The sequence below is a fragment of the Pedobacter sp. UBA4863 genome (assembly GCF_002399615.1).
GTDB lineage: Bacteria > Bacteroidota > Bacteroidia > Sphingobacteriales > Sphingobacteriaceae > Pedobacter.
On the sequence record NZ_DHDZ01000035.1, the window covers coordinates 81,732 to 104,260 of the forward strand.

Genomic DNA, 22,529 nt, shown 5'->3' on the forward strand with positions numbered 1-22,529 from the left:
AATGAAGTTATATTTTAAAATATGCTTACAAGCGGCACTAGTTCTTGTTATACTAGTATTGACGAATGGCAACCTGTATGCCCAAAAAACCATTACGGGTAGAGTTACTAATGATAAGGGTGAATCTTTAGAAGGCGTGACTATTACAATGAAGAATAGCAAAAGCGCTACGTTGTCAAATCAAAATGGAAACTATAAAATAGCTGTACTAGATGAGAATTCGTTGCTTATTTTCGGCTATTTAGGTTACGAAAGACAGGAAGTTAGGGTAGGTGCTAGAAATACCATAAATATCATCCTCAACAGCAAAGGCACTCAACTAGAAGAAGTTGTTGTAACTGCTTTAAATATTAGCAAAGAACAGCGCTCTTTAGGCTATGCGGCACAAACTGTTGACAGTACAGCTTTAACTAAAGCACCTTCTAACAATTGGATGAGCGGATTGGAAGGCAGAATAGCTGGTTTAACGTTAAATTCTGCCGGTGGTGCAATGGGAAGCACTGAGATTATCTTAAGAGGTGAAAAATCTTTAGAAATGGGCAACAGCGGTGCTTTAATTGTGGTAGATGGTGTGCCTATCAGCAACCAAGTACCGAGCCAAGCCGGTGGCGCTTACAACTCGGTAGACTCTCCTATGGATATTGGCTCAAGTGCGGGGGACGTCAATCCGGAAGATATTGCAAGTGTTACGATACTAAAAGGTGCTGCGGCAACCGCATTATACGGTTCTAGGGGCGCTAATGGTGCTGTTGTTATTGTAACCAAATCTGGTAGCACAAGAAAAGGATTAGGTATTACTGTAAATTCAAATACTGATTTTTCGAGTGTTAACAGATGGTTCGACTATCAAACTGAATACGGCGACGGTGTCGATTCTGACATTAAGCATTACTCTTATGGCACTTCAAATGTGTTAAGCACTTCTGGCTCGTCAAACGCTTGGGGGCCACGCTTAAATACTGGCGTAAAATATTATCAATACGATCCTGCAACACAGGGTCAGGGAGCAGAACCAACCGATTGGATTTCCTATCCCGACGCCACAAAAAAATTCTTTAGAACTGGTATTTTATCTAACAATTCTATTGCAATTGATGGCGGAAACGCTCAAACCAAAGGGAGATTATCCATCACCAATATGCAAAACCGATACATTTTAGAAAATGTAAGCAATCAAAAAACTACGGTTAGCTTTTCCCTGGATCAGCAAATTAATAAAGCGATGAAAATTATAACCAAAGTAAACTACTACAAAAGTTCATCGCCTAACCTACCTATTTTAGGTTATAACGCAAGGTCTGTAAGTAATTTATTGGCACAGACGCCTCCTAATATCGATATCGAATTATATAGAGATTATTGGAGGGTAATTAATGGGATTAGGCAGGTTGATGTTGCACAAAACAGGCCATTTAATACTAATGTAGATAACCCGTACTTCGTATTATATGAAATGCTTAACACAGCTAACAGAGATGGTGCCTTTGGTAATATTAACTACAGCTACAAAATTAACAACTACTTAAACTTTACCGCCCGTACTGGTATCAACATGTACACCGACATTACTTCTAATAGACAACCAAAGAGCAGTAGAAGTTGGATTGATGGCTTTTATAGAGAGCAAAATGACTTTAGATACGAAATTAATGCTGATGTATTATTGACCTACAAAAGGCCTTTAAGTAAAAAAATTAGCAGTACTTTTTCTATTGGCGGCAACAATATGCGCAATAATTTTAACAGAACTATTGCCTACATCGATAGAATGCTAATACCGGGAGAATACACTTTAATTAACGGTATTAACAGAGCAATTTTGCGTACATACAGAGAACAAAAAGGTATTAGCAGTGTATATGCTTTCGCTAACTTATCTTATAAAAATTATCTATTCTTAGAATTAACCGGTAGAAATGATTGGTCTAGTTCATTACCTACCAATAACAATTCTTATTTCTATCCTTCGGCAAACTTAAGTTTAGTGCTTACCGATATGTTAGCTGTTAAAACTAATGTATTATCATTTGCTAAACTCCGATTATCGTATGCAGAGGTGGGTAGCGATACTAATCCTTATCGTATTGACAAGTACTTTTCTTCAAGTGACTTTAACGCATCAATTACAAACCCTACCACCCTGCCAAATCCTGAGTTAAAACCAATGCGTACCAAGAGTTTCGAGGCGGGTTTGGAAGCCAGGTTATTAAAAAGCAGAATTGGCATAGACGCAACTTATTACCAATCTAAAACCATTGACCAAATTTTAAGTGTACCGGTAGATCCTGCCAGTGGTTTCTATAATTTTATCATGAATACTGGTTTAATAGAAAACAAAGGTGTAGAGCTTCAATTATGGGGCAAAGTGCTACAGAGCAACACTGGTTTAAATTGGAGAATTAACTTTAATGCTGCTGCAAATCGCAGTTTAATTAAAAACTTAAATGATAAAATAGAAACCATCAAATTATACTCGTTTGGCACTACGGCATTGTTAGCTAAAGAAGGAGGTTCTTTGGGAGACCTTTGGGGGGCGGGCTATTCTAGAAACCCTGAAGGTAAAATTATCTATGAAAACGGATTTCCTATGTACGACACAGAAAACCCGATATACTTAGGTAATGCCAACCCTAAATTTAAAGGTGGTATTGGTAGCGAGTTTACTTATAAAGGTTGGTCTTTAAGTTTCTTGTTCGATGCCGAATTTGGACATAAAAAATTCAGTTTAACCAACTCAGAATTAATGGTTGGCGGTATGATTAAAGCTACTTTACCAGGCCGCGAAGAAGGTGCCATTATTGGTACCGGCGTGGTGTTACAGCCCGATGGCAGCTGGTTGCCCAACACCACCCCAGTTAAACCTTCTGCTTATTATTTATCCCATTATGATTATAACAATGGTGAGGCCAACATCTTCGACGCTTCTTACATTAAATTAAGAGAATTTAGAGTAGATAAAACTATTGACACCAAATACGCTAGAAAAATTGGCGCAAATCGTATTACCGTTGGTGTTTATGGCAGAAACCTATTTGTAATCTCAAAATGGCCATCATTTGACCCTCAAAGTAGCACTTTCAGCAACGGCACCATGGTGCAAGGTATAGAAATTGGTCAAATGCCTAGTACTAGAAATATAGGTGTAAACCTACGCTTAACCCTTTAATAAAATTATTGATTTAGATAAATAGACATGAAAAAACTCTTATATATTTTAACCATCTCGATGATTTTATTCTCAGGATGCAAGAATGACTTTGCTGAGTTAAATAAGAACCCCAATGGTATAAAAAAGGGGTCTCCAGAAACTTTATTGAGCCAAACAGTGTACAATATTGTGGTATCTAAACTTAGAGCGGCAAAGGGTATTACCCACGACATTATGGGCTACAGTTTGTATAAACATGAACGTTCTTACATACAGCGCTTTGACATTCGTAGCGATGTAGGTGATGGTTTATGGAATAGGCATTACACCTCTTTACAAAACCTAAAATCGATGTATGATTTGGCCGTTGAAAATGGAAACACAAACTATCAAGGAATTGCCATTACGTTAAAAGCATTTGTTATGGCCGATTTGGTAGATACTTTTAGAGATGTCCCATATTTCGAAGCTACCCAAGGAGAAAACTTAAACTTTCTTCCTAAATATGACAAACAAGAAGATATTTATAGAGATTTATTAGCAGAGCTAGACCGTGCAGCACTACTTTTCAATACTACTATACCGATGGATCAAAATTCAGATCTCCTTTTTGGCAGTAAAGGATCTTTGTCGGCACGAGTTACTGCTTGGAAAAAACTATGTAATTCGTTAAGATTACGCTTATACCTACGCGTAAGTAAAGACCCTTCTTTTAAATCTGCTGAAAAAATTGCTGACATATTTAATAACAGTGGTACCTATCCATATATTACTGATGCAACAGATAATGCCCACTTACAATTCACTAACGAACTCCCTTTCTATAATCCTTATTACAATAGTACCACTGGAGGCTTTGGCAATAGTCATTCACCAACTAATAATATCATAGATATGATGTTGTATCCTATTCAGGATATTAGACTGACTACCTATTTTAACAGAAGTAAACTAGAGTGGACTCCAATGCCTCAAGGCTTTGCTTTAGGAGATGGAACAGCTTTATTTATCAATGGTACATCTACACTCAACAATAATTTAAGAACTTCTCCAAAATTAGGTCTGTTAATGAGTTCTGAAGAAGTAAAATTTATCTTGGCAGAGGCACGTTTAAAAGGATGGATTACCTCATCAAGAACACCACTGCAGTACTTAGAAGACGGGAACAAAGAGAGTGCAATTTTTTGGACAACAAATAATCAATCCGATTCTTATAATACAGCTGTAAAAGATGAATATAATGCAGCATCAACAGATGAAGAAAGATTAGCTGTGATTATAAAGCATAAGTATTTAGCCTACTTTTTTAGGGGTCTAGATGCTTGGTTTGAATATAGGAGAACTGGATATCCAAACTTAAATGTACTGCCGAGCGCAAGCAACAGTGGTATTGTACCAAGCAGACTCATGTACCCGGTTATTGCACAACGATACAATCCTACTAACTATCAAAAAGCCGTTGCCGGTTTAGGCGGCAAAGATGACATCAATATCAAATCTTTTTGGGCCAGATAAATTTTACATGAACTCGTTTAAAAAACAAACAGCATGAAAGAACAAAATTTTAAACAAAAATCAATAGGTAAGTTTACAGCTTTATTAATTGTAGGCCTGCTTTTAACTGTTTCGTCTTGTATGAAACAAAAAGACACCCTATTAGGCACTCCAGTTAGAGTAGAGTTGCCTCCTACACCGGTAGATCCAAATAGCGACCTTTCTTTAACCTATCAAAATCCAATTATATTAAATGTTGGAGAATATACAAGTCCAATAACCCCTACTTTAGTGGGCAACGTCTATCCTGAGGTTATTCCCAATTACATCATCACCTTATTTGGGAAAGATGTTGTAGGAACTGCACACGGGCCATATCCATTAGATGTAATGTTGGCCTTCCCTATTGGCTTAACCGTTGACGATACTGGTGCTATTTTCGTAACAGAAGACGGTGGCGGTGTTAGTGATAGGATTAGAAAGCTAAGCCCTTCTGGCGATATCCGTTCTAATGTATTTGTGGGGGGCAATACTGCCGCATTTACAGATGGGCTAGGTACTAATGCCAGTTTCTTTTCACCTTTGGATATTGCTATTCATCCTATTACCGGCGATTTTTACGTAACAGACAACAACAGGATTAGAAAAGTAACCAAAGAAGGTTTGGTTACTACTTTTGCCGGATCAAAAGAAGACTTGGTTGGCGCTATAGATGATAGACCTGAAGATTCGAGGTTTGCCTATTTAACCTGTATCACATTTGATAAACATGGCAATATATATGTAGGCGATAGAGATAACGGCAGTATTAGAAAATACGACGCTACTACCGACTCGTTTTCTACTTTTGCAGGCCCTATAAACGGTAGAAGTTTAACATCTACCGACAGAAATAAATCATTAGACGGCACCGGTAATGCTGCTAGATTCAATAGCCCTCAAGGTATTACTATAGACGATGATGGCAATTTATATGTGATAGACAGAAACTCTGATGTAATTAGAAAAGTTACGCCAACAGGTGTGGTTACCACATTTGCAGGGGGTAAAAGTCTTAACAAAGTAGAAGATGGCAATGGCACAAATGCATCATTTAGCGACCCGTGGCGTATTGCATGGCACAAACCAACAGGCGATTTATATGTAAGCGAATGGAATGGTGGTGCTTTAAGAAAAATTACACCAAATGGCGATGTAACAACAATAGCGGGCAATGGCATAGAACCAACTGCTTCTATTGATGGCGTAGGCAGCAATGCCACCATAAAACGCGGTGCCGGAATTACCGTTGCAGAAAATGGCAATGTTTATTTTGCGCAAAGAACTGGCGCTGTGCGTATGTTAACTAAGGCGGGTTTTTCTATAAAACCAGCTTTACCAGCAGGCTTAACCTTTGATGTTTATACTGGTGCTATTTCGGGTACGCCAAGCCAAGCAACTCCTCGTACAACTTACACCGTAACCGCTTACAACGGAAGAGGAGAAGCAGTAAACACCACCGATTTCTTTTTAACTGTACAATAAAATATAAACCAGATAGTGGCTTTAATGCCACTATCATAATTATTTAAAACTATGATTAAAAATTTTACTAAAACACTATTAGCACTTACGTTACTAGCAGTAACTGGAAGTGCATTTGGGCAAAAAACAATTACCTACAAAAGCAGTAATGAGTTTTTGGTTAACACGCCAATTAATCCGTTAAAACCTAAACACAGCGATACTACCACTGTACCGTACTATATAAAAACCATTACAACCAGCCCAACACAAGCTCAACCTCTAATAGGATTAATGTTTGATGGTACAAATCTATATGCTTCACAAGATGGCCCTACCATAACAGGCTCTCCTTCATATCAGAATGACAGAATTATTAAAATAAACTTAACCGACAACAGCGCTTCTGGTTTTGTTGTTGCCAATAATACTAATTTAAATTTTTCAGCCCCACTTGGAATGGCAAAGTTTTCTGAAGGATTAGAGGAAGGATTTTATTTTATAGCTCAATCGTCTAATGCTATTTATCGCGTGGTGGTTAATAGTGACGGAACCTTTAATAATGCTACTACCGTAACATTAACTTTTCAAAACGCTATTACTCCTACTGCTTTAACAACCCCTCAGGATATCATCAAAGTCCCAAACAGCTCTCCTGCTGCATATTATATATCTGATCGAAATAACCACAGGATTTTGAAATTCACACCGTCTTTAACTGAAAATATTTCTGTATTTGCTATAGGTACTAGCACTATTAACAATGGCTCTTTGTACAGACCATCGGGGTTAACTATTGATGAAAATGACAATCTTTACATCATAAACAACTCTAACGACAATAATATTGAAGAAAATATAGTAAAAATTACACCAAGCGGTATTGTTAGCACTTTAACCCCAAAAGTGGCTAACGCTTATGGAATTGAATATCATCAAAAAAAATTATACGTTGCATCGTATGGTAAAAATGCTGTATATGAAATTGATTTAGATCAAAGCTCACTAACTTATAACACTTTACTTCAAACAATTGGAACATATAAAAATCCTGCTTCAGACGGCATTGGAATAGCACCAATATCAGGATATTTTTGGCAACTGTTTTCTATAAGAATAAATCCAAATACAGGCGATCTTGTGGCTGTTACAAAACAAGCTCCTTATATAAAAAGTATAAGTTTAAATAAATACAGCGTAAGCCCCGCATTACCCGCTGGGTTAATTTTAAACTCAGTTACTGGAGAGATTTCAGGTACTCCAACTGGATTAACAGTATCATCAACATTTACCATTAAATTAGTAAATAGCTTAGGCGCTACTATTGCCTCACAAAACATCAATCTTGCTGTTGTAGCCACTCTACCAGTAACGCTAACTTCTTTCGAAGCCAAAAAGCAAACCAACGGCAATGTAAATCTAACCTGGGCTACCAGTTCAGAAACCGATAATAACAAATTTGTAGTATCAAAAAGCACAAATGGTGTAAACTTTAGCACCTTGGTAGAAAGACCTTCGTTAGGTGCGCAAGGCGGTAACTATAGTTTTACTGATGTAAACCCAGCAAGCGGTGTAAACTACTATAAATTACAACAAATAGACAACGATGGCACAACTACAGATTTGGGCATTAAAGTAGTACAAGGTAGTTTAACAGTAGCTAGCTGGTCGGTATATCCTAATCCATCAAAAGGGAGTAGCGTAACTGTTAACTACAACGGCAACAGTATTACACAAATCGCAAAAGTTTATGATGTAATAGGTCGTTTAGTACACAGCCAAGTAGTTACGCTAAACGGAGCAACTACCATCAGCTTTAATCCTGCGTTAACGAAAGGCATTTATACCATTTCATTGGGTTCATTAGGTGTTCAAAAATTAATTGTAGAATAAAAATAGATCAAAACCAAACAAACCCGAAAGCCCCAAGTGCCCTTCCTAACACTTGGGAGCTTTTAACCTTTTTAAAACACAAATACATCACATGCTTTAAGCATATAAAAAAACCAGATTTTAAGTCATGATTTTAAAAACCTTAAAAACAAATAAGACTTTCTTTTTTGCGCTCGCAACGGCAGGATTATTTGCTACTACAGTACATGCACAAAAAGCTACCGATAAAGACTACGGTAAAGTAGTTACCTTATTTGGCGATGGTACTCCTGGTAACTCAAATGGTCCAAGCAAATCAGATGTAAAATTTAATGCACCACTAGATTTAGCAGTAGATAAATCGGGCAATATTTACATTGCAGAAGACGGCTCAAAAGGCATCAGGAAGATTTCTGCCAAAGGCGAAGTTTCTCTTTTTGCAGGTTCTAGCAACAAACAAAGAGGTTTACAAGATGGAAAAGGCAGCGACGCCCGTTTTATCTCGGTATTATCATTGGCCATTCATCCTAAAACTGGTGAGTTTTACCTAGCCGACAATAATCGCATTCGCAAAATTACTCCTAATGGCGAAGTAAGCACTTTTGCAGGCAATAAAGATGGAAAACCCGGAAACACCAACGGTATCCCTAATGAAACTAGTTTCTCGTACATTACAGGCATCACTATAGATAAGGATGGTAACATTTATACCACCGAAAGAGGAAACAATGCGGTACGCAAATATACCGCCGCTACTGGCTTGTTTACTACCTTAGCTGGTGGCACTTCTGGTTACGCAGATGGTAAAGGTACCGATGCACAATTTAAAAACCCAACAAACATTGTGGTGGATGAGCAAGGCAACTTATTTGTAACCGATAGAGGAAACTTACGCATCAGAAAAATAACGCCAGACGGTACGGTAACTACTTTTGCTGGTAGCCCAACCCCTGCCGATGTGGATGGAAAAGGTACCGATGCAAGTTTTAACGATCCATTTGGCATTACCATTAAAGGAACTGATTTGTACGTGAGTGGTTATAACGGTCGCAAAATTAGAAAAATTGATGCCGAAGGTAACGTAACTACCATTGCCGGCGATGGCACTTTTGGACTTGTTGATGGTGTAGGTACCGCAGCTAAGTTTAACCAAATTACTGGCTTGGCCATTGGCACTGATGGGAACCTTTATTTAACAGAGCGTGTTGCAACATTACGTATGGTATTTATTGGCAATGAAAAGAAAAAAGGTAAAAAATAAGCTTGTTTGAGAAATTGGCACGCAAAAAATAATAATCCAATAACATAAAATAAAATGATCAAAAAAACAGTTGCCCTTTTAGGTTTTCTAAGCTGCGGTTCGTTTTTTGTAAGTCAGGCACAAGAAAAACAAGACTATACGTCTAAAGTGCCCCAGTACAAATTTTCGAATGACGAGAAAAAACAATTAAAGGAGTTAGAGAGCAATCCGCTACTGAAGCGATTTGCGGAATCGAGAAAAGAACTTGCAAAAGACCCACATCGTCCAATTTACCACTTTACTAGTCCCGAAAGTAGATTAAACGATCCTAACGGTTTAAGCTTTTGGAATGGCAAGTGGCATTTATTTTATCAAGGCTATCCACCTGAAGACACCAGACAACATTGGGGGCACGCCATTTCAGACGATTTAATTAACTGGAAAGATTTACCTTATGCCATTTATCCAAATCCAGAGCGTGCATCTTTTTCTGGCGCAGTAATTATTGAAAAAGATAGGGCCATTGCCATGTATCACGGCACAACCTTGGGCAATATTGTAGCCGTATCAAAAGACCCTTTGTTACTAAACTGGGAGAAATTAACAGGGGAAGCGGTTATTCCTTTAAAATCGGATAAAAAACCTTTTCCTCCCGCTATTTTCGACCCTACCATTTGGAAAAAAGGCGATTATTACTATTCGTTAAGTGCGGGCAGAGAAAATATGCGCCCAAGTAACATGCCATTTGCTACCAATTACTTATTCAGATCAAAAGATCTAGTAAATTGGGAGTACATGCACAAGTTTATTGAAGGCGACAGATTTACCCTACCGGGCGATGATGGTGCTTGTCCGTATTTCTTGCCCATTGGTGACCCGAATGGTAACAAATACATCATGGCCTTCTTTAGCCACATGACAGGCGGGCAATACTTTTTAGGCACTTACGACAAAGAAAAAGACAAGTTCTATGTAGAAAAACACGATAAATTCAACTTTGGCCCAGTAGGTCCAGGTGGTGTACATGCACCTTCTGCTTACCCAGACGGCAAAGGCGGTGTAATGATCATCTTTAACATGAACCGTGGTAAAAACACCAAAGGTTGGGATCAGATCATGAGCTTACCTCGCCGACTAATCTTATTGCCAAACAACGAAATTGGTGTAGAGCCGGTAAATACCATTGAAAGCTTAAGAGGCGAAAAACAAACCCTAAGCAATATTGAATTACCTGCAAACAAAGAAATAGTAATTAACGAGGTTAAAGGAAATGCCATAGAGATTAACTTAGAGGTTGATGTAAAATTTGCGCAAACCTTTGAAATGAATGTACTACGTTCGCCAGACAAGCGAGAGTACACTAAAATTTCATTCCAGAAAAAACGTGGCTATTATGCTGGCCGAAGATATGCAAGTATAGCAAACCATACTACTGGGCATGCTAGTGCAATTACCATAGATAACACCAATTCGTCTTTAGCACCTGATGCGGCTTCGAGACCACCAGAAACAGCTCAGGTAGTGTTAGATGATAAAGAAACCGTTAAAATGAGAATTTTTATCGATAAAAGTGTGGTAGAGGTTTTTGTAAACGGCAAACAATGTGTGGCTTTAAGAGCCTATCCTACGCTTTCAGAAAGCATTGGTGTTTCTTTCAAATCAATTGGGAACCCAAGTTTAATCAAAGCACTAGAAGCTTACCAAATGAACGCCATCAAATACTAGCGTATTTAAATAAACGCCTCAACAACCAAACACAATAAATGAGGGCATTATAGTCCTCATTTATTGTAATTAACCAAATCTAACCTTCTCTCCTTTTAAAAACCACTCGTATTAGTCTTCTATCTAAAACAGGAAAACCAAACCTTACAAACCAAAAAAATGGCCAAAACACAAACTATTCTAGCTTTTCTATTATTTAATTTTTTTATCTCGGTTAAAGCACAAGAAAAACTTGAACCTCTTTTAGAACGCGGTGCAGGGCAATTTGAATACACAGGCTATGAGCCTCTGAAAAACAAGCCCATCACTGTTTTTTACTATATCCCCACGCAGGGCGATATCAAAAAAATGAAAATTTTAATATCAATGCACGGTGCCGAACGTAGCGGACTAATACAACGCGGCGTATGGCGTAACCTTGCCGAAAAATATGGATTTATAGTAATTGCCCCTCAATTTTTACATGCCAATGGTTACACAGAAAATGATTATCAATTTGGCGGAGTATCTGAAAGCAGAAAGCAATTTATACTAAAGCCAGCAGAAACTTGGACTTACAAAATCATAGAATCCTTATTCGACTATATTAAACAACATACAGGAAATACCTCTGAGGTTTACAATATGTTTGGCCACTCTGCAGGCGGCCAATTTGTACATCGCTATTTGTTAATGAACCCCGAAGCAAGAGTAGAAAAAGCTGTTGCTGCAAATCCAGGCAACTACACCTATCCAGACGATAAAGGCTTATACATGCCCGCTGGAAAATCGGCTGAAGCCCCTAGCTGGCCTTTTTCGCTAAAAAGCACACCCTTTGCCACCAACAAGCAACTGGCGGCTTATTTCAAAAGAAAGTTGGTAATTCTTATTGGCACTGCCGATACTGCAACAGTTGGTATAGATAAATCGCCGGGAGCAAACCTTGCACTAATACAGGGTGTAAACCGACATGAACGTGCCTTTAAATATTTTGCTTTTTGCCAAAGCACAGCAAAGAAAAAAGGAATGGAGTTTAACTGGAAATTAGTTGAAGTGCCAAATGCAGGGCATAGTAGCGCACAAATGGTTTATGGCCAAGCTACCGTAAGAAATTCAAAATTAGAAAACAACGAAAAAGTATATCATTTAAATGACCTTACCGACAAAGGTGCCTTTCAAATCTTAATCTCGAAGTAAATAGACACCATTACTTCAAGAAAACGCTACCATATTAAAACCCAATGCAACCAACCATGAACTTTCTAATAAAAAGAACAATAGCTCTTATTGCGTTTATAGGAACCTTATTTTTTACCTTAAATCTTTACGCACAAAAAGAAAAGCCTTTGGCTAGGGTAAACGTAAAAAAGCAAACAGCATATGGGAAACTATTAAAAAACAAAATAGAAAGTGAGCGGGCCCATGCGCATAAGCTAGCCGCTACAAAAGGTTGGAAGATTACACAAACTTTTAAAGACGGCCGTATTAGAAATCTTGTTGCTGTAGATGATTTTGGCTTACCTATTTATGAAGAATCAGACAACAATACCATTGCCGCAGCAACTACTAATACCAACAAACTTTATACAGGTGGCAGTTTAGGATTAGACTTAAATGGCAGTACCCTACCAGCTGGAGCTGTGGCGGTATTCGAAAGTGGTAGCCCATTACTTACTCATCAAGAATTTGGGGGAAGAGTAACATTAAAAACCGCTGGCACTACATCCTCTCATGCCACGCACGTATCAGGTACAATTATGGCTGCCGGAGTAAACCCCATTGCCAAAGGCATGGCTTATGCATTGCCACAATTATGGGCTTTTATTGCTACTACAACGAGCATGAATAATTTTTCTGGAGAAATGTTAGTTTCTAACCACTCCTACGGTACGGTTGCTGGCTGGGACAAAGATGATGATGGGAAATGGCGTTATTATGGTAGATATGGCTCTACCGAAGACTACCGATTTGGCTACTACGATTCCAATGCGCAACAATGGGATAATATCTGTTTCAATGCTCCTTATTACCTCCCATTAAAATCATCTGGAAATTTTAGAACCAGAACCGGGCCAGCCATAGGCGAAGATTACTGGGGCTACCCTAGCAGCGGCGGAGCTATGGTAAATTTAGGACCACGCCCCGCAGCAATAAGCAGTAACAATAGCTACGGTATCATCACTACTTACGGTAATGCTAAAAATAATTTAACTGTAGGTGCCATTAATGGTTTACCAAATGGATCAAACCATCCGCAAGACATCTCTATCGCTACATTTAGCTCTTGGGGCCCTACAGATGACGGCCGTATTAAACCCGATTTAGTGGCCGATGGCGTGAGTATTACTTCTACCAACCATACTTCTAATACTGCATATATCTCTTCAAGTGGCACCTCTATGTCCACACCTAATGCAACAGGCACCTTAGCATTGCTACAAGAATTGTATCATCAAAAATATGCTGCTTTTATGCGTTCGGCAACTTTAAAAGCATTGGTATTGGCCACAACAAGCCCAACGGGCACTAGTTTGGGCCCAAACTATATCTTTGGCTGGGGCTTACTAAACGCAGAAAAAGCGGCAAAAGCTATTCTAGAAAATGGAGCAACAAGCTCTATACAAGAAAAAAGTCTATCGCCAAACCAAACAGAAACCATACAAGTAGTTGCTAATGGCAAAGCGCCTTTAATAGCCACCATTTGCTGGACCGATCCTCCGGCAATTCCGGTATCCAATAACGATGCCTTAAACAACCCGATATTACGTTTAGTCAACGACCTAGATATACGAGGCGAAGACGGCACAAAAACACACTACCCATGGATTTTAGATCCCGCAAATCCATCGGTGCCTGCCACAAAAGGCGACAACTTTAGAGACAACGTAGAGCAGGTGTATATAGAAAATCCCGTACCTGGAAAAACATATACTTTTAGTATTAGCCATAAGAACGGACTAAAAGACAACTTGGCACAGGCTTATAGCGTAATTATTACTGGCGTTGGAGGCACAAATTATTGCGCATCAAATGCTAACGAAACAACAGGTGCTAAAATTACCAACTTTAAGTTGGCAAATCTAGATTATTCGCCTAGCGCAACAAATGCCCCTTATCTCGATTTAACCGCCAATACCGTAGAAGTAATAGAAGACCTAAGCTATCCGCTAAGTATAAGCACTGCCGCTTTCGGAACAAGTGCTCCTGCAATAGCAAAAGTATATGTAGATTGGAACAACGATGGTGATTTTGACGATGCTGACGAACTTCTGACCACAAGTTCGGTCATTCCTGTTAACGATACTTATAACGCTACCATCACTATTCCTGCTAACCTTGCTGCCAATGCAAGTTCAATTATGCGGGTAGTACTTGTAGAAACCAACCACCAAAACGATGTGCAAGCTTGCGGAGCTTATACCAAAGGTACCACACACGATTATAGTATCAAGTTTTTAAAGCAAGTATCTACTAACTTACAAAGAGCAATTACTGGCTATGGCAACGCCAAAGTTTTTGTTAAAAATGTTGCCGTAACTACCCAGACTGCCACCACAGGTGTAAATGTGCAAAACCCTAATCAATACGGCACCTTAAATTTGGTGGCTGGCAACGGCATTTTTGGCTCAGCCGATGTACCCTACCCAGTGTCAGCCAGCTTTGCTAATCCGTTGAATGTTGAGTTTGACGATAACGGAAATATGTTTGTTGCAGAAAACGGAAGCCCAGGTAAAATTAGAGCCATGAGAGCAAGCGATAATGCGGTCATCACCATTGATAACGCAGTACCAAACAACAATTTCACCTTTACTGGCATTAATGGCTTGGCCATTTATGGTCAAAAAATATATGTGGTTTCTGAGAGTTCCAATACCATAAAATATGCCAATATACCAGCAGATATTAGTACACCATTTAATTTTAATTCCATTGCTCTACCTGCAGGTTTTGGCAACTCAATAAGTGATTTAGCGGTAGATTCTACTTCTTTGGTTGAAAACCCAACATTCTATATCATAGATACCAAAACAAATATTAAACGAGTAGCTTTAAACTTAGTCACAAACACTGCAACTTTACTTACCGATATCACCATACCTACTCCAAATCCAACCCTCAGTGGCGTAAACCAATTTAAAGTAATGGCTAACAAAGACATTTATGTGCCTAACAGAAATCGCCAAGTGCTGTTAAAATATACCTTCAATCCGAGCAATAATACCTATAGCATTAGTACATTGGCAGGAACAGCCAGTGCAGCTAGACCAATTACCGATAATTTCATCTATAATTCGCCATTGCTAAATGGACCAATAGACTTGGTTGTTGGCGAACAAAACAAGGTTTACTTTACCGAGTACGGCGGAACAAGAATACGAGTTTACGATCCTAACAGTCCAGACATGGTGCTTACTGTAATTGGCCAAAATACCGGAGCACCAACTGAAGATTATACAGTGGGTTATGCTGCTAGAGGCGATGGCCATTTCGGCATGGTCATTAAAAATGGTTATATCTATTTCGCACAGCGAAACAACCGTAGAATTGCAAAAGTTGATATTTCTTCAGGAAAATTCCCCTATACTATTGCGCCGGCATTACCAACAGGCTTGGTTTTCAATAATTATAATGGGGAAATTACGGGTACACCAACCAGCAATACGCCATTAACCACTTATACTGTTACCACCTACAACAATAATGGCGATGCAGTAGCAACAGCTACCATAGACATTGAAGTAGCAAATGTATTACCAGTTACGCTAAAAAATTTCAATGCTAAAAAACAAACAAATGGCAGTGTAAACATTACTTGGGCTACTTCTTCAGAAGTTAACAACAGTTATTTCATAGTAGAGAAGAGCACCAACGGCATTAACTACACCCTACTAACCCAGCAAAAAACTGCTGGAGAGCAAGGTGGCAACTACAGTTTTACCGATACAAATCCACATGGTGGAACTAACTACTACAAACTGCTACAAGTTGACAAAGATGGGCAAACGGAAGAGCTAGGAGTAAAAGCCGTAAATATTGGCTTAAAAGATAATGACTGGTCTCTTTACCCAAATCCTTCTAATGGTACGAGTATCAAAATTCAATGCCTAACCGAAACGCCTACTACCAAACAGGTAAAAATTTATAACCTCACAGGTGCTTTGGTGTATAGTCAACAATTGCTGTTAACAGCAGAAACTACCATTAACCTTAAAAACCAATTAGCTAGCGGCATGTATATCGTTAGTATCGAAAATTTAGGAACTAAAAAACTAATTGTACAATAGTATTATAAAAAAACTCATGATAAATTTCAAATTACAGCAATCATTAGTAATTGTTGTTTTCACGATAATCTTAGGCATTTCTATAAATGCAAAAGCTCAAGAAACCAAATCAGAGAAAATCACTGTTTCATCGCTATTAGATGAACTGATTTCTATGGAAGAAAGCGCCTTGTTTCCTGCAATACCCTACAAAACTCATCAAGCCTCTAGCTACGACAGGGCTGCTGTTGCACCAAACCAGCCCAATTGGTTTGCCAATAACGATGGCTTTGGTATTATAAGAGAAGAAGAAATAGATGGTAAAAAAGTAAGAGTATTATTTGACGAAGAAGGCCCAGGCGTAGTAACCAGAGTATGGGTAACCACCATTGCCAACAAAAGAGGTGTTTTAAGGTTTTATTTTGATAAGGAGACCTCGCCACGCTTAACCATCAACAGCTACGACTTCGTCAAATTTGGTATTGAAGAATATGGTGCTGGGCTATTAAACAAACACACTAGTTACTTAGAAGGAATAGACAAAAGAGGTGGCAGCACCATGTATTTCCCTATTCCTTATGCAAAAAGTTTAAAAATCGTTTTCGAACCATCGCCAGACGTGCCGCTCAGGCAAAAATATTTTCATTTCAACATTCGTAAATATGCAAACGACGTAAAAGTTGAAACTTTTAAACCAGAAGATATTAAAGCTTTGGCTGAGAAAATTAAAGCCGTTAATAAAACGTTAAATAACCCACAGCTACCAGAGGGATTAAATACCCTAAAAAAAATGGCATCCTTACCAAAAGGAGAAAGCGTTAAATTAGACTTACCTGCCGGAGAAAATGCAGTTTACGAACTCAAAATTAACGTAAAATCTAAAGATAAAGTTCAGTTTGCGCAACTAATGAGATCGTTAGTACTAAAAGCTAGTTTCGATCATAAGCAAACCATTTTAGTTCCTGTCGGAGACTTCTCTGCCGGAGGCTTTGGCGCAAAAGAAGTGAAATCGTGGTTTTTAAATACTGATGGAAACGGCAATATCACCAGCAGATGGATTATGCCTTACCAAAAATCGGGCACCATTGCCATTGAAAATGTTGCCGATATGACTGCTGACATAGCACTAGAGGTAAAATATAAACCCAGAAAATGGATCGACAGAAGCTTATATTTTTATAGCGCATGGAAATATGAACGTGGCATTAGACTGGGTAAAAATGCCAAAGAAATGAACACAACAACCGCCCCTTTCGATTGGAATTTTGCCACCATTAAAGGCAAAGGCATTTACAAAGGCGATGTCATATCATTGTTTAACCATACCAGAGCTTGGTACGGCGAAGGTGATGAAAAAATTTGGGTGGATGACGACACTTTCCCCTCGCATTTTGGCACAGGCCTAGAAGATTATTACAATAGCTCGTGGGCACCGGTAATTGTGTTTCAAACACCTTTTGGTGGTGCGCCAAGAGCCGATTTACCGAGCGCTCACGGCTATAACACTTTTTTTAGAACCAGAAATCTAGACGGAATTACATTTAACAATAGTTTCAAATTCGACATGGAAACCCTTTCATGGGCAAACGGAAAAGCCGATTTTGCTACCGCTATTTATTTTTATGGCGATGCCAAAACTCAAGTAATTGGAGCTTCAGGTACTGCAGAGGCAGCGCTACCCATATTGCCCGATGCCGAAGAACACCTTATTAAAAACGCAATAGAGTTCGAGAAAGTTAAGCCTATTAAAACTAGCGCTAATCTTGTTGCGCAAAAACAAGCAATGAACAGGTACGAAACTGGGCTTTGGAGCGATGGCGCACACTTAATAGTAAAAAATGTACAACTAAATGATAGTATTTCTTTTAAATTTAGCGGCTACCAAAACACCAAACATGCTTTACAGTTGCATTTAACTAAATCGCTCGACTTTGGTAAACTAGCTTTTTGGATAAACGGTAAAAAAGCAGAAATTGAGTTTGATGGCTACGCTACGGTACCCACTAATGCAGCAATTCATTTAGGCGATTTTTTACCTATTAACGGCAATTTTGAGCTAACCATTAAAGTCGTTGACACCAATCCGAAAAGCCGAGGTGGGAAATATTTATTTGGTTTAGACTGTATTCAAATACAAAAACTATAAATTATTGTGGTGCAAAACAGGCTCACAAGTATAAAAACAGGCTGTCTCATCAATTAAGACAGCCTATTTTTTATTCATTTAACTACCGTTTTTCCACTACTTTTTAATCGCCAAAAAATCGCTTAAATAACTACACTCTTCTACCGCTCGCTGATAGTATTTGGTATTCGCATAACTGCGCTGCAATTCTTTAAAATAAGGGTTACTTCTATTTAAACTATACAATTGGTTTTGCGCATCGTTATCCCACCAACTATTAACCGATAATACACCATTTACTTTTTCCTTTTGTTCGCATTTGGCCAACATAAAAGTACATTTTGCCCTAAACTCAGTGTCTTTACTTAAACTGCGAGCTTTTAAATACCACTGTTTAGCTTTTTTTGCCAATTTATAGTCTCCATCGTAAACAAAAGACGGTTTTTCGTAATTGGCATAACTGCTCCAACTGTAACTGATCAATGCCCAAGCATTACCATAATAACCAGTCTGATAAACGCCATTAGCCATTTTGAAATAATATAACGCTGCATTCTTTTTATCGCTTACCGTCAATTTTTCTAAACGTAGCATTTCCATGGCAAAAGTTAACTTGTTATACTGCTTGTTTTCTGCGCCGTATTGTTTCGGATAATCGTTAACAGTGGTAATAAATGGGTCGGCATATAACGTATCTCCGTCCCAGTCAGTCGGACTAAGAAATGGATAGTCCTTAGCCAACTTTTTAAAACAAGCGATCGCCTTTTCGTATTGATGGTTACGTAAGTATGCCGTACCAAAAAGCTCATAAAAATCATCTTTACTCAATTTTAAAAAGTTACTGTTTAGCCATCCTTCAAAATTATCTTTAGGAGCAAGCGAATATCTTTTTTCAAGCTTTTGTATGGTATTTGCGCTCAAATATTTCTGCCAGAAACTAAGCGTTTGATAACTCATATTACTATAAAGCCTATTATCTCTTCTTTGCTCGTAAACATCATCTCCTTTTAACATTGCCAATGCAGCCCTAGCCGTATCCCCCATTTTAAGGTAAGATGGCGCCAGCAATTGCTGATAAAAATTACGAGTAGTGGTAATGAATTTATTGTCGCGGTTTAAGGCAAAATAATCATCTTCCTTATTTGCCGCAGATTTCACCGACTTCGTACGCTTCTCATCTAACCATTTTAAGGTTGGCAACAATTCGTCCTCATTAAAATTATTGCCTTGTTTTAACTTACGCGAGTTAATTAGCAAAGTGATAATTCTGTACTGATTTTGGTATCTTTCTTCTAATTGATCAGGGTTTAACTGCTTCAACAATTCGATGGCGGATTTATCATCTTCCTTTAGCCAACTTAAATAGGAGGCGGTAATAATACCCAATTGTGGTTCTGGATATTTCTTCTCGGCAGACAATTGTAAGGCAAAGGCTTTGGTTTCTTCTAATTGTTTCAAATAGGTTTTTCTAACACTATCGGTCTCTTTAGGCGTAAGCCAATTGCTATAATGATCACCAGTTAAACCGCCATTTGCATTAAGTTGCTGTTCTAGCTTGTTTACTTCTCGCACTAGCAAAGTGCCATTTAGCAAGCTCGATGGCGCATAGCCATACACCTTTTTTAGTTGCGCTAAATCTAATTCTGGCTGGCCAAACGCCGCTATTGCGATGATATTGGCTCGTTCCAAATCATTTTGAGCAAAAGGCAAAACCTCGCTTACCGCAGCAGACGTATAATGAAAGTTTTTATAGGCCTGTACTCTCCTTTCGGGATTACTGGTAAAAACTTTCGAATATAGGTAGGCCGCTTCTACTGGATTACCGCCATAACGTACCGAACCGGCATACACCGCCATTGCCCATCCTTTGGCCAAATCATTTGATTTTAGCGTAGCTACATGATCTTGATAAGTTAATTTACATGCCTCGTAATTTTGTGCATAATGGTACATTCTTACCGCTTGATAGGCATAGCGTAGTTTCAAGAAGTTATCTTTTTTTACTTGTGCCAAATTGGCCATCGCCTCCTGTGCTTTCACCTGCATTTGTAACGTGTCGCGTGCTACGGGATCCCATCTATCGTAACTGGCCATAGCCAAAGGTTCGCAGCTTTTGGCAAAGTTGAAATATTTTAAGGCTGCTTTGTGCTTCGATAAAGCCTTTACAAACGAATTATTTTTCAAATGCTCGGGCAATGTTTTAAAATTTTGTTTGGTAAGCCCCGCCAACTGCACATTAGTTAAACTATCTGCATTGTACATAACTTGGTGTACATCTTCTTTTTTTACCCGAAGGTAATTGGCCCACTCTGCACTATTCAGTTCATATTCATCTATTTTTTCTTCATCGTAATACAAATACTGCCAATCGGTATAGTTAAATTGTTCATAGTCGTTTCCCTGTACATCGTTATGAAAATAAGAAATGTAATAATCGTAGGGATCTACTTCGCCACCACAGGCAATATTTACCACAATTTCGCCAAAATAGAACGTTAAAAAGCTAACGCAAAATATGATTAATTTCTTCCAGGTCATGTGTGCTGAAGTTTTTTAAAATAGATTCATCTAAATGGTAAAAGACCAAGTTTAGCGGTTTGTTGGCAATATATTTAGCAAGGTAAGCCGTACTTTCTTTAATCTCCTCAAATTTACTTTCTTCGTACCTAATTTCATCATTTTTATATAGCCCAAATTGTGGTAAATCTGTTTTTGCCCTATACAAGCCTTGGCTAGTGAAATCGAACTTATTTTTGTCTGCCAAGTTTGCTTTATTGAGCTTTTTAGAGATGCCCGCATAAGCATTATTCCTAAATGCTACCGCCCACGAAAACAGCGGTAAACCTAGATCTACTTGCATTGTATACAATCCAAGATTTTTGTTCACGTACTGTTTAAGCTCTGCTAAATCGAGAATTGAATTTTGCGAACCATATTTACGCAAATTACCCATGTTGTAGCACATCAACAAAACTTTATCTACTGGTGGCACACCACTTTTCTCCTGATTTTTAAGTTGATGCAAACGTAACGTTGCCGAGAGAACCTTGCCCTTGCTTAACAATTTAATTTCTTTTAACAGGCTAAAATAGGCTTGTCTTGTGGTTGCGGTCCAATCGCAGTCTATTTGCAACGCGGTATAGTTTTGTTTACCGGCTTGTTCCACCTTTCCATTTACAAAGCGTATTATATTTGCAGCCATTTTTTTCAAGGCGGTATCGTCTGTGTTTTTCAATACATCGTTTACTATAAAAACCACAGGAATAATATTAACGTATTCTGGCAGTTTATTTTTAAAGTTGATGGGGGCAATAGGCGTTGGCACACCCAGGTCATCGTTGTCAATATCCATGATCCTAACGTATAGCTCTTTGCTATTAAAATGCTGTAAATAGTGCTGTTCTGTTTTATTGTCTTGATAAACTGTTTTCCAAAAGTAAAAGCTAGTGCTTACTTCTCGTTTTTGTTTACAGCCTACTAGCAGAGTTAAAAAAACAAACCCCCATCCCGCTAAAAGAGCTTTTAAAATTTTGCATTTCATTGTGATTATAAAAGTACTTAAATTGGCAATTAAAAAAGAGAAGACCATATGGAGTTTAGAAAGGACAGTCCCCTTTAGGGGATTTAGGGGTATGAGAGCAGTAATACAAAGAGTAACCCAAGCCAGTTGTAAAGTAGATAGCCAAATTACTGGAGAAATAAGCAATGGTTTTTTGGTTTTGTTAGGCATTGAAGATGCAGACACCCAAGAAGATCTGGAATGGCTGGCACAGAAAATTGCCAACATGCGGGTTTTTGGAGATGAGAATGGCTTAATGAACAAATCTTTAGCAGATATTGATGGCAACATTTTACTGATTAGTCAGTTTACTTTGTTTGCTTCTACTAAGAAAGGCAACAGACCTGGATTTACCCGTGCTGCCAGACCAGATAAAGCCATCCCTCTTTATGAGGAAATGAAAAAACAACTTGGTTTATTGATAGGTAAAAAAGTAGCCTGTGGCATTTTTGGTGCCGACATGAAAATTAGCTTATTAAATGATGGTCCGGTTACCATTGTAATAGACACGAAGAATAAAGAATAAGACCCCAACCACCTAAAGAGGCTTTTTAAGCTAAGAAAAACCACCTTGCCTAAAAAAACAAGGCAATTTTTAAACTGTTTAAAAATGATATTAA

Annotated in this window: 12 protein-coding genes; 10 read left to right on the forward strand and 2 right to left on the reverse strand. The window is 38.4% G+C overall.

Annotated features, from left to right (window positions below; genetic code table 11):
- Window position 1 precedes the first annotated feature (1 nt).
- The 9 genes from B3I52_RS08400 (at window position 2) to B3I52_RS08440 (ending at window position 18,371) form a co-directional block, all read left to right on the forward strand.
- Window positions 2–3,166: a SusC/RagA family TonB-linked outer membrane protein gene (locus B3I52_RS08400; protein WP_293300323.1), complete on the forward strand. Its 3,165-nt coding sequence runs from the start codon at window positions 2–4 to the stop codon at window positions 3,164–3,166.
- A 27-nt stretch (window positions 3,167–3,193) separates the two neighbouring features.
- The gene (locus tag B3I52_RS08405; protein ID WP_293300325.1) at window positions 3,194–4,663 is read left to right on the forward strand and encodes a SusD/RagB family nutrient-binding outer membrane lipoprotein; all 1,470 of its coding nucleotides are present in this window, start codon (window positions 3,194–3,196) and stop codon (window positions 4,661–4,663) included.
- A gap of 33 nt (window positions 4,664–4,696) precedes the next feature.
- Complete coding sequence (locus B3I52_RS08410; RefSeq protein WP_293300327.1) at window positions 4,697–6,166, forward strand: putative Ig domain-containing protein; 1,470 nt, start codon at window positions 4,697–4,699, stop codon at window positions 6,164–6,166.
- Window positions 6,167–6,217: 51 nt separating this feature from the next.
- Complete coding sequence (locus B3I52_RS08415; protein WP_293300329.1) at window positions 6,218–8,038, forward strand: putative Ig domain-containing protein; 1,821 nt, start codon at window positions 6,218–6,220, stop codon at window positions 8,036–8,038.
- 127 nt (window positions 8,039–8,165) lie between these two features.
- Complete coding sequence (locus B3I52_RS08420; protein WP_293300331.1) at window positions 8,166–9,278, forward strand: DUF839 domain-containing protein; 1,113 nt, start codon at window positions 8,166–8,168, stop codon at window positions 9,276–9,278.
- Window positions 9,279–9,332: 54 nt separating this feature from the next.
- Window positions 9,333–10,982 (forward strand): glycoside hydrolase family 32 protein, encoded by a 1,650-nt coding sequence (locus tag B3I52_RS08425; protein WP_293300332.1) that lies wholly within the window; start codon window positions 9,333–9,335, stop codon window positions 10,980–10,982.
- Window positions 10,983–11,141: 159 nt separating this feature from the next.
- Window positions 11,142–12,158 (forward strand): hypothetical protein, encoded by a 1,017-nt coding sequence (locus B3I52_RS08430; RefSeq protein WP_293300333.1) that lies wholly within the window; start codon window positions 11,142–11,144, stop codon window positions 12,156–12,158.
- A gap of 56 nt (window positions 12,159–12,214) precedes the next feature.
- Window positions 12,215–16,246 carry a S8 family serine peptidase gene (locus tag B3I52_RS08435; protein ID WP_293300335.1) on the forward strand — a complete coding sequence of 1,344 codons (4,032 nt, stop codon included), beginning with the start codon at window positions 12,215–12,217 and terminating at the stop codon, window positions 16,244–16,246.
- A gap of 16 nt (window positions 16,247–16,262) precedes the next feature.
- Window positions 16,263–18,371 carry a glycoside hydrolase family 172 protein gene (locus tag B3I52_RS08440; RefSeq protein ID WP_293300337.1) on the forward strand — a complete coding sequence of 703 codons (2,109 nt, stop codon included), beginning with the start codon at window positions 16,263–16,265 and terminating at the stop codon, window positions 18,369–18,371.
- Between the two features lie 96 nt (window positions 18,372–18,467).
- Here B3I52_RS08440 and B3I52_RS08445 read toward each other — a convergent pair whose 3' ends face one another.
- Both B3I52_RS08445 and B3I52_RS08450 read right to left on the reverse strand, forming a co-directional pair.
- Window positions 18,468–20,888, reverse strand: coding sequence for a hypothetical protein (locus B3I52_RS08445; RefSeq protein WP_293300339.1), 2,421 nt, complete (start codon window positions 20,886–20,888; stop codon window positions 18,468–18,470).
- Window positions 20,854–21,891 carry a hypothetical protein gene (locus B3I52_RS08450; protein WP_293300341.1) on the reverse strand — a complete coding sequence of 346 codons (1,038 nt, stop codon included), beginning with the start codon at window positions 21,889–21,891 and terminating at the stop codon, window positions 20,854–20,856. Before B3I52_RS08450 ends, B3I52_RS08445 begins: the two co-directional genes overlap by 35 nt.
- A 91-nt stretch (window positions 21,892–21,982) precedes the next feature.
- Between B3I52_RS08450 and dtd the strand changes: the two genes are divergently transcribed.
- The gene (gene dtd / locus B3I52_RS08455; RefSeq protein ID WP_293300343.1) at window positions 21,983–22,435 is read left to right on the forward strand and encodes a D-aminoacyl-tRNA deacylase; all 453 of its coding nucleotides are present in this window, start codon (window positions 21,983–21,985) and stop codon (window positions 22,433–22,435) included.
- The last annotated feature ends 94 nt before the right edge of the window (window positions 22,436–22,529 follow it).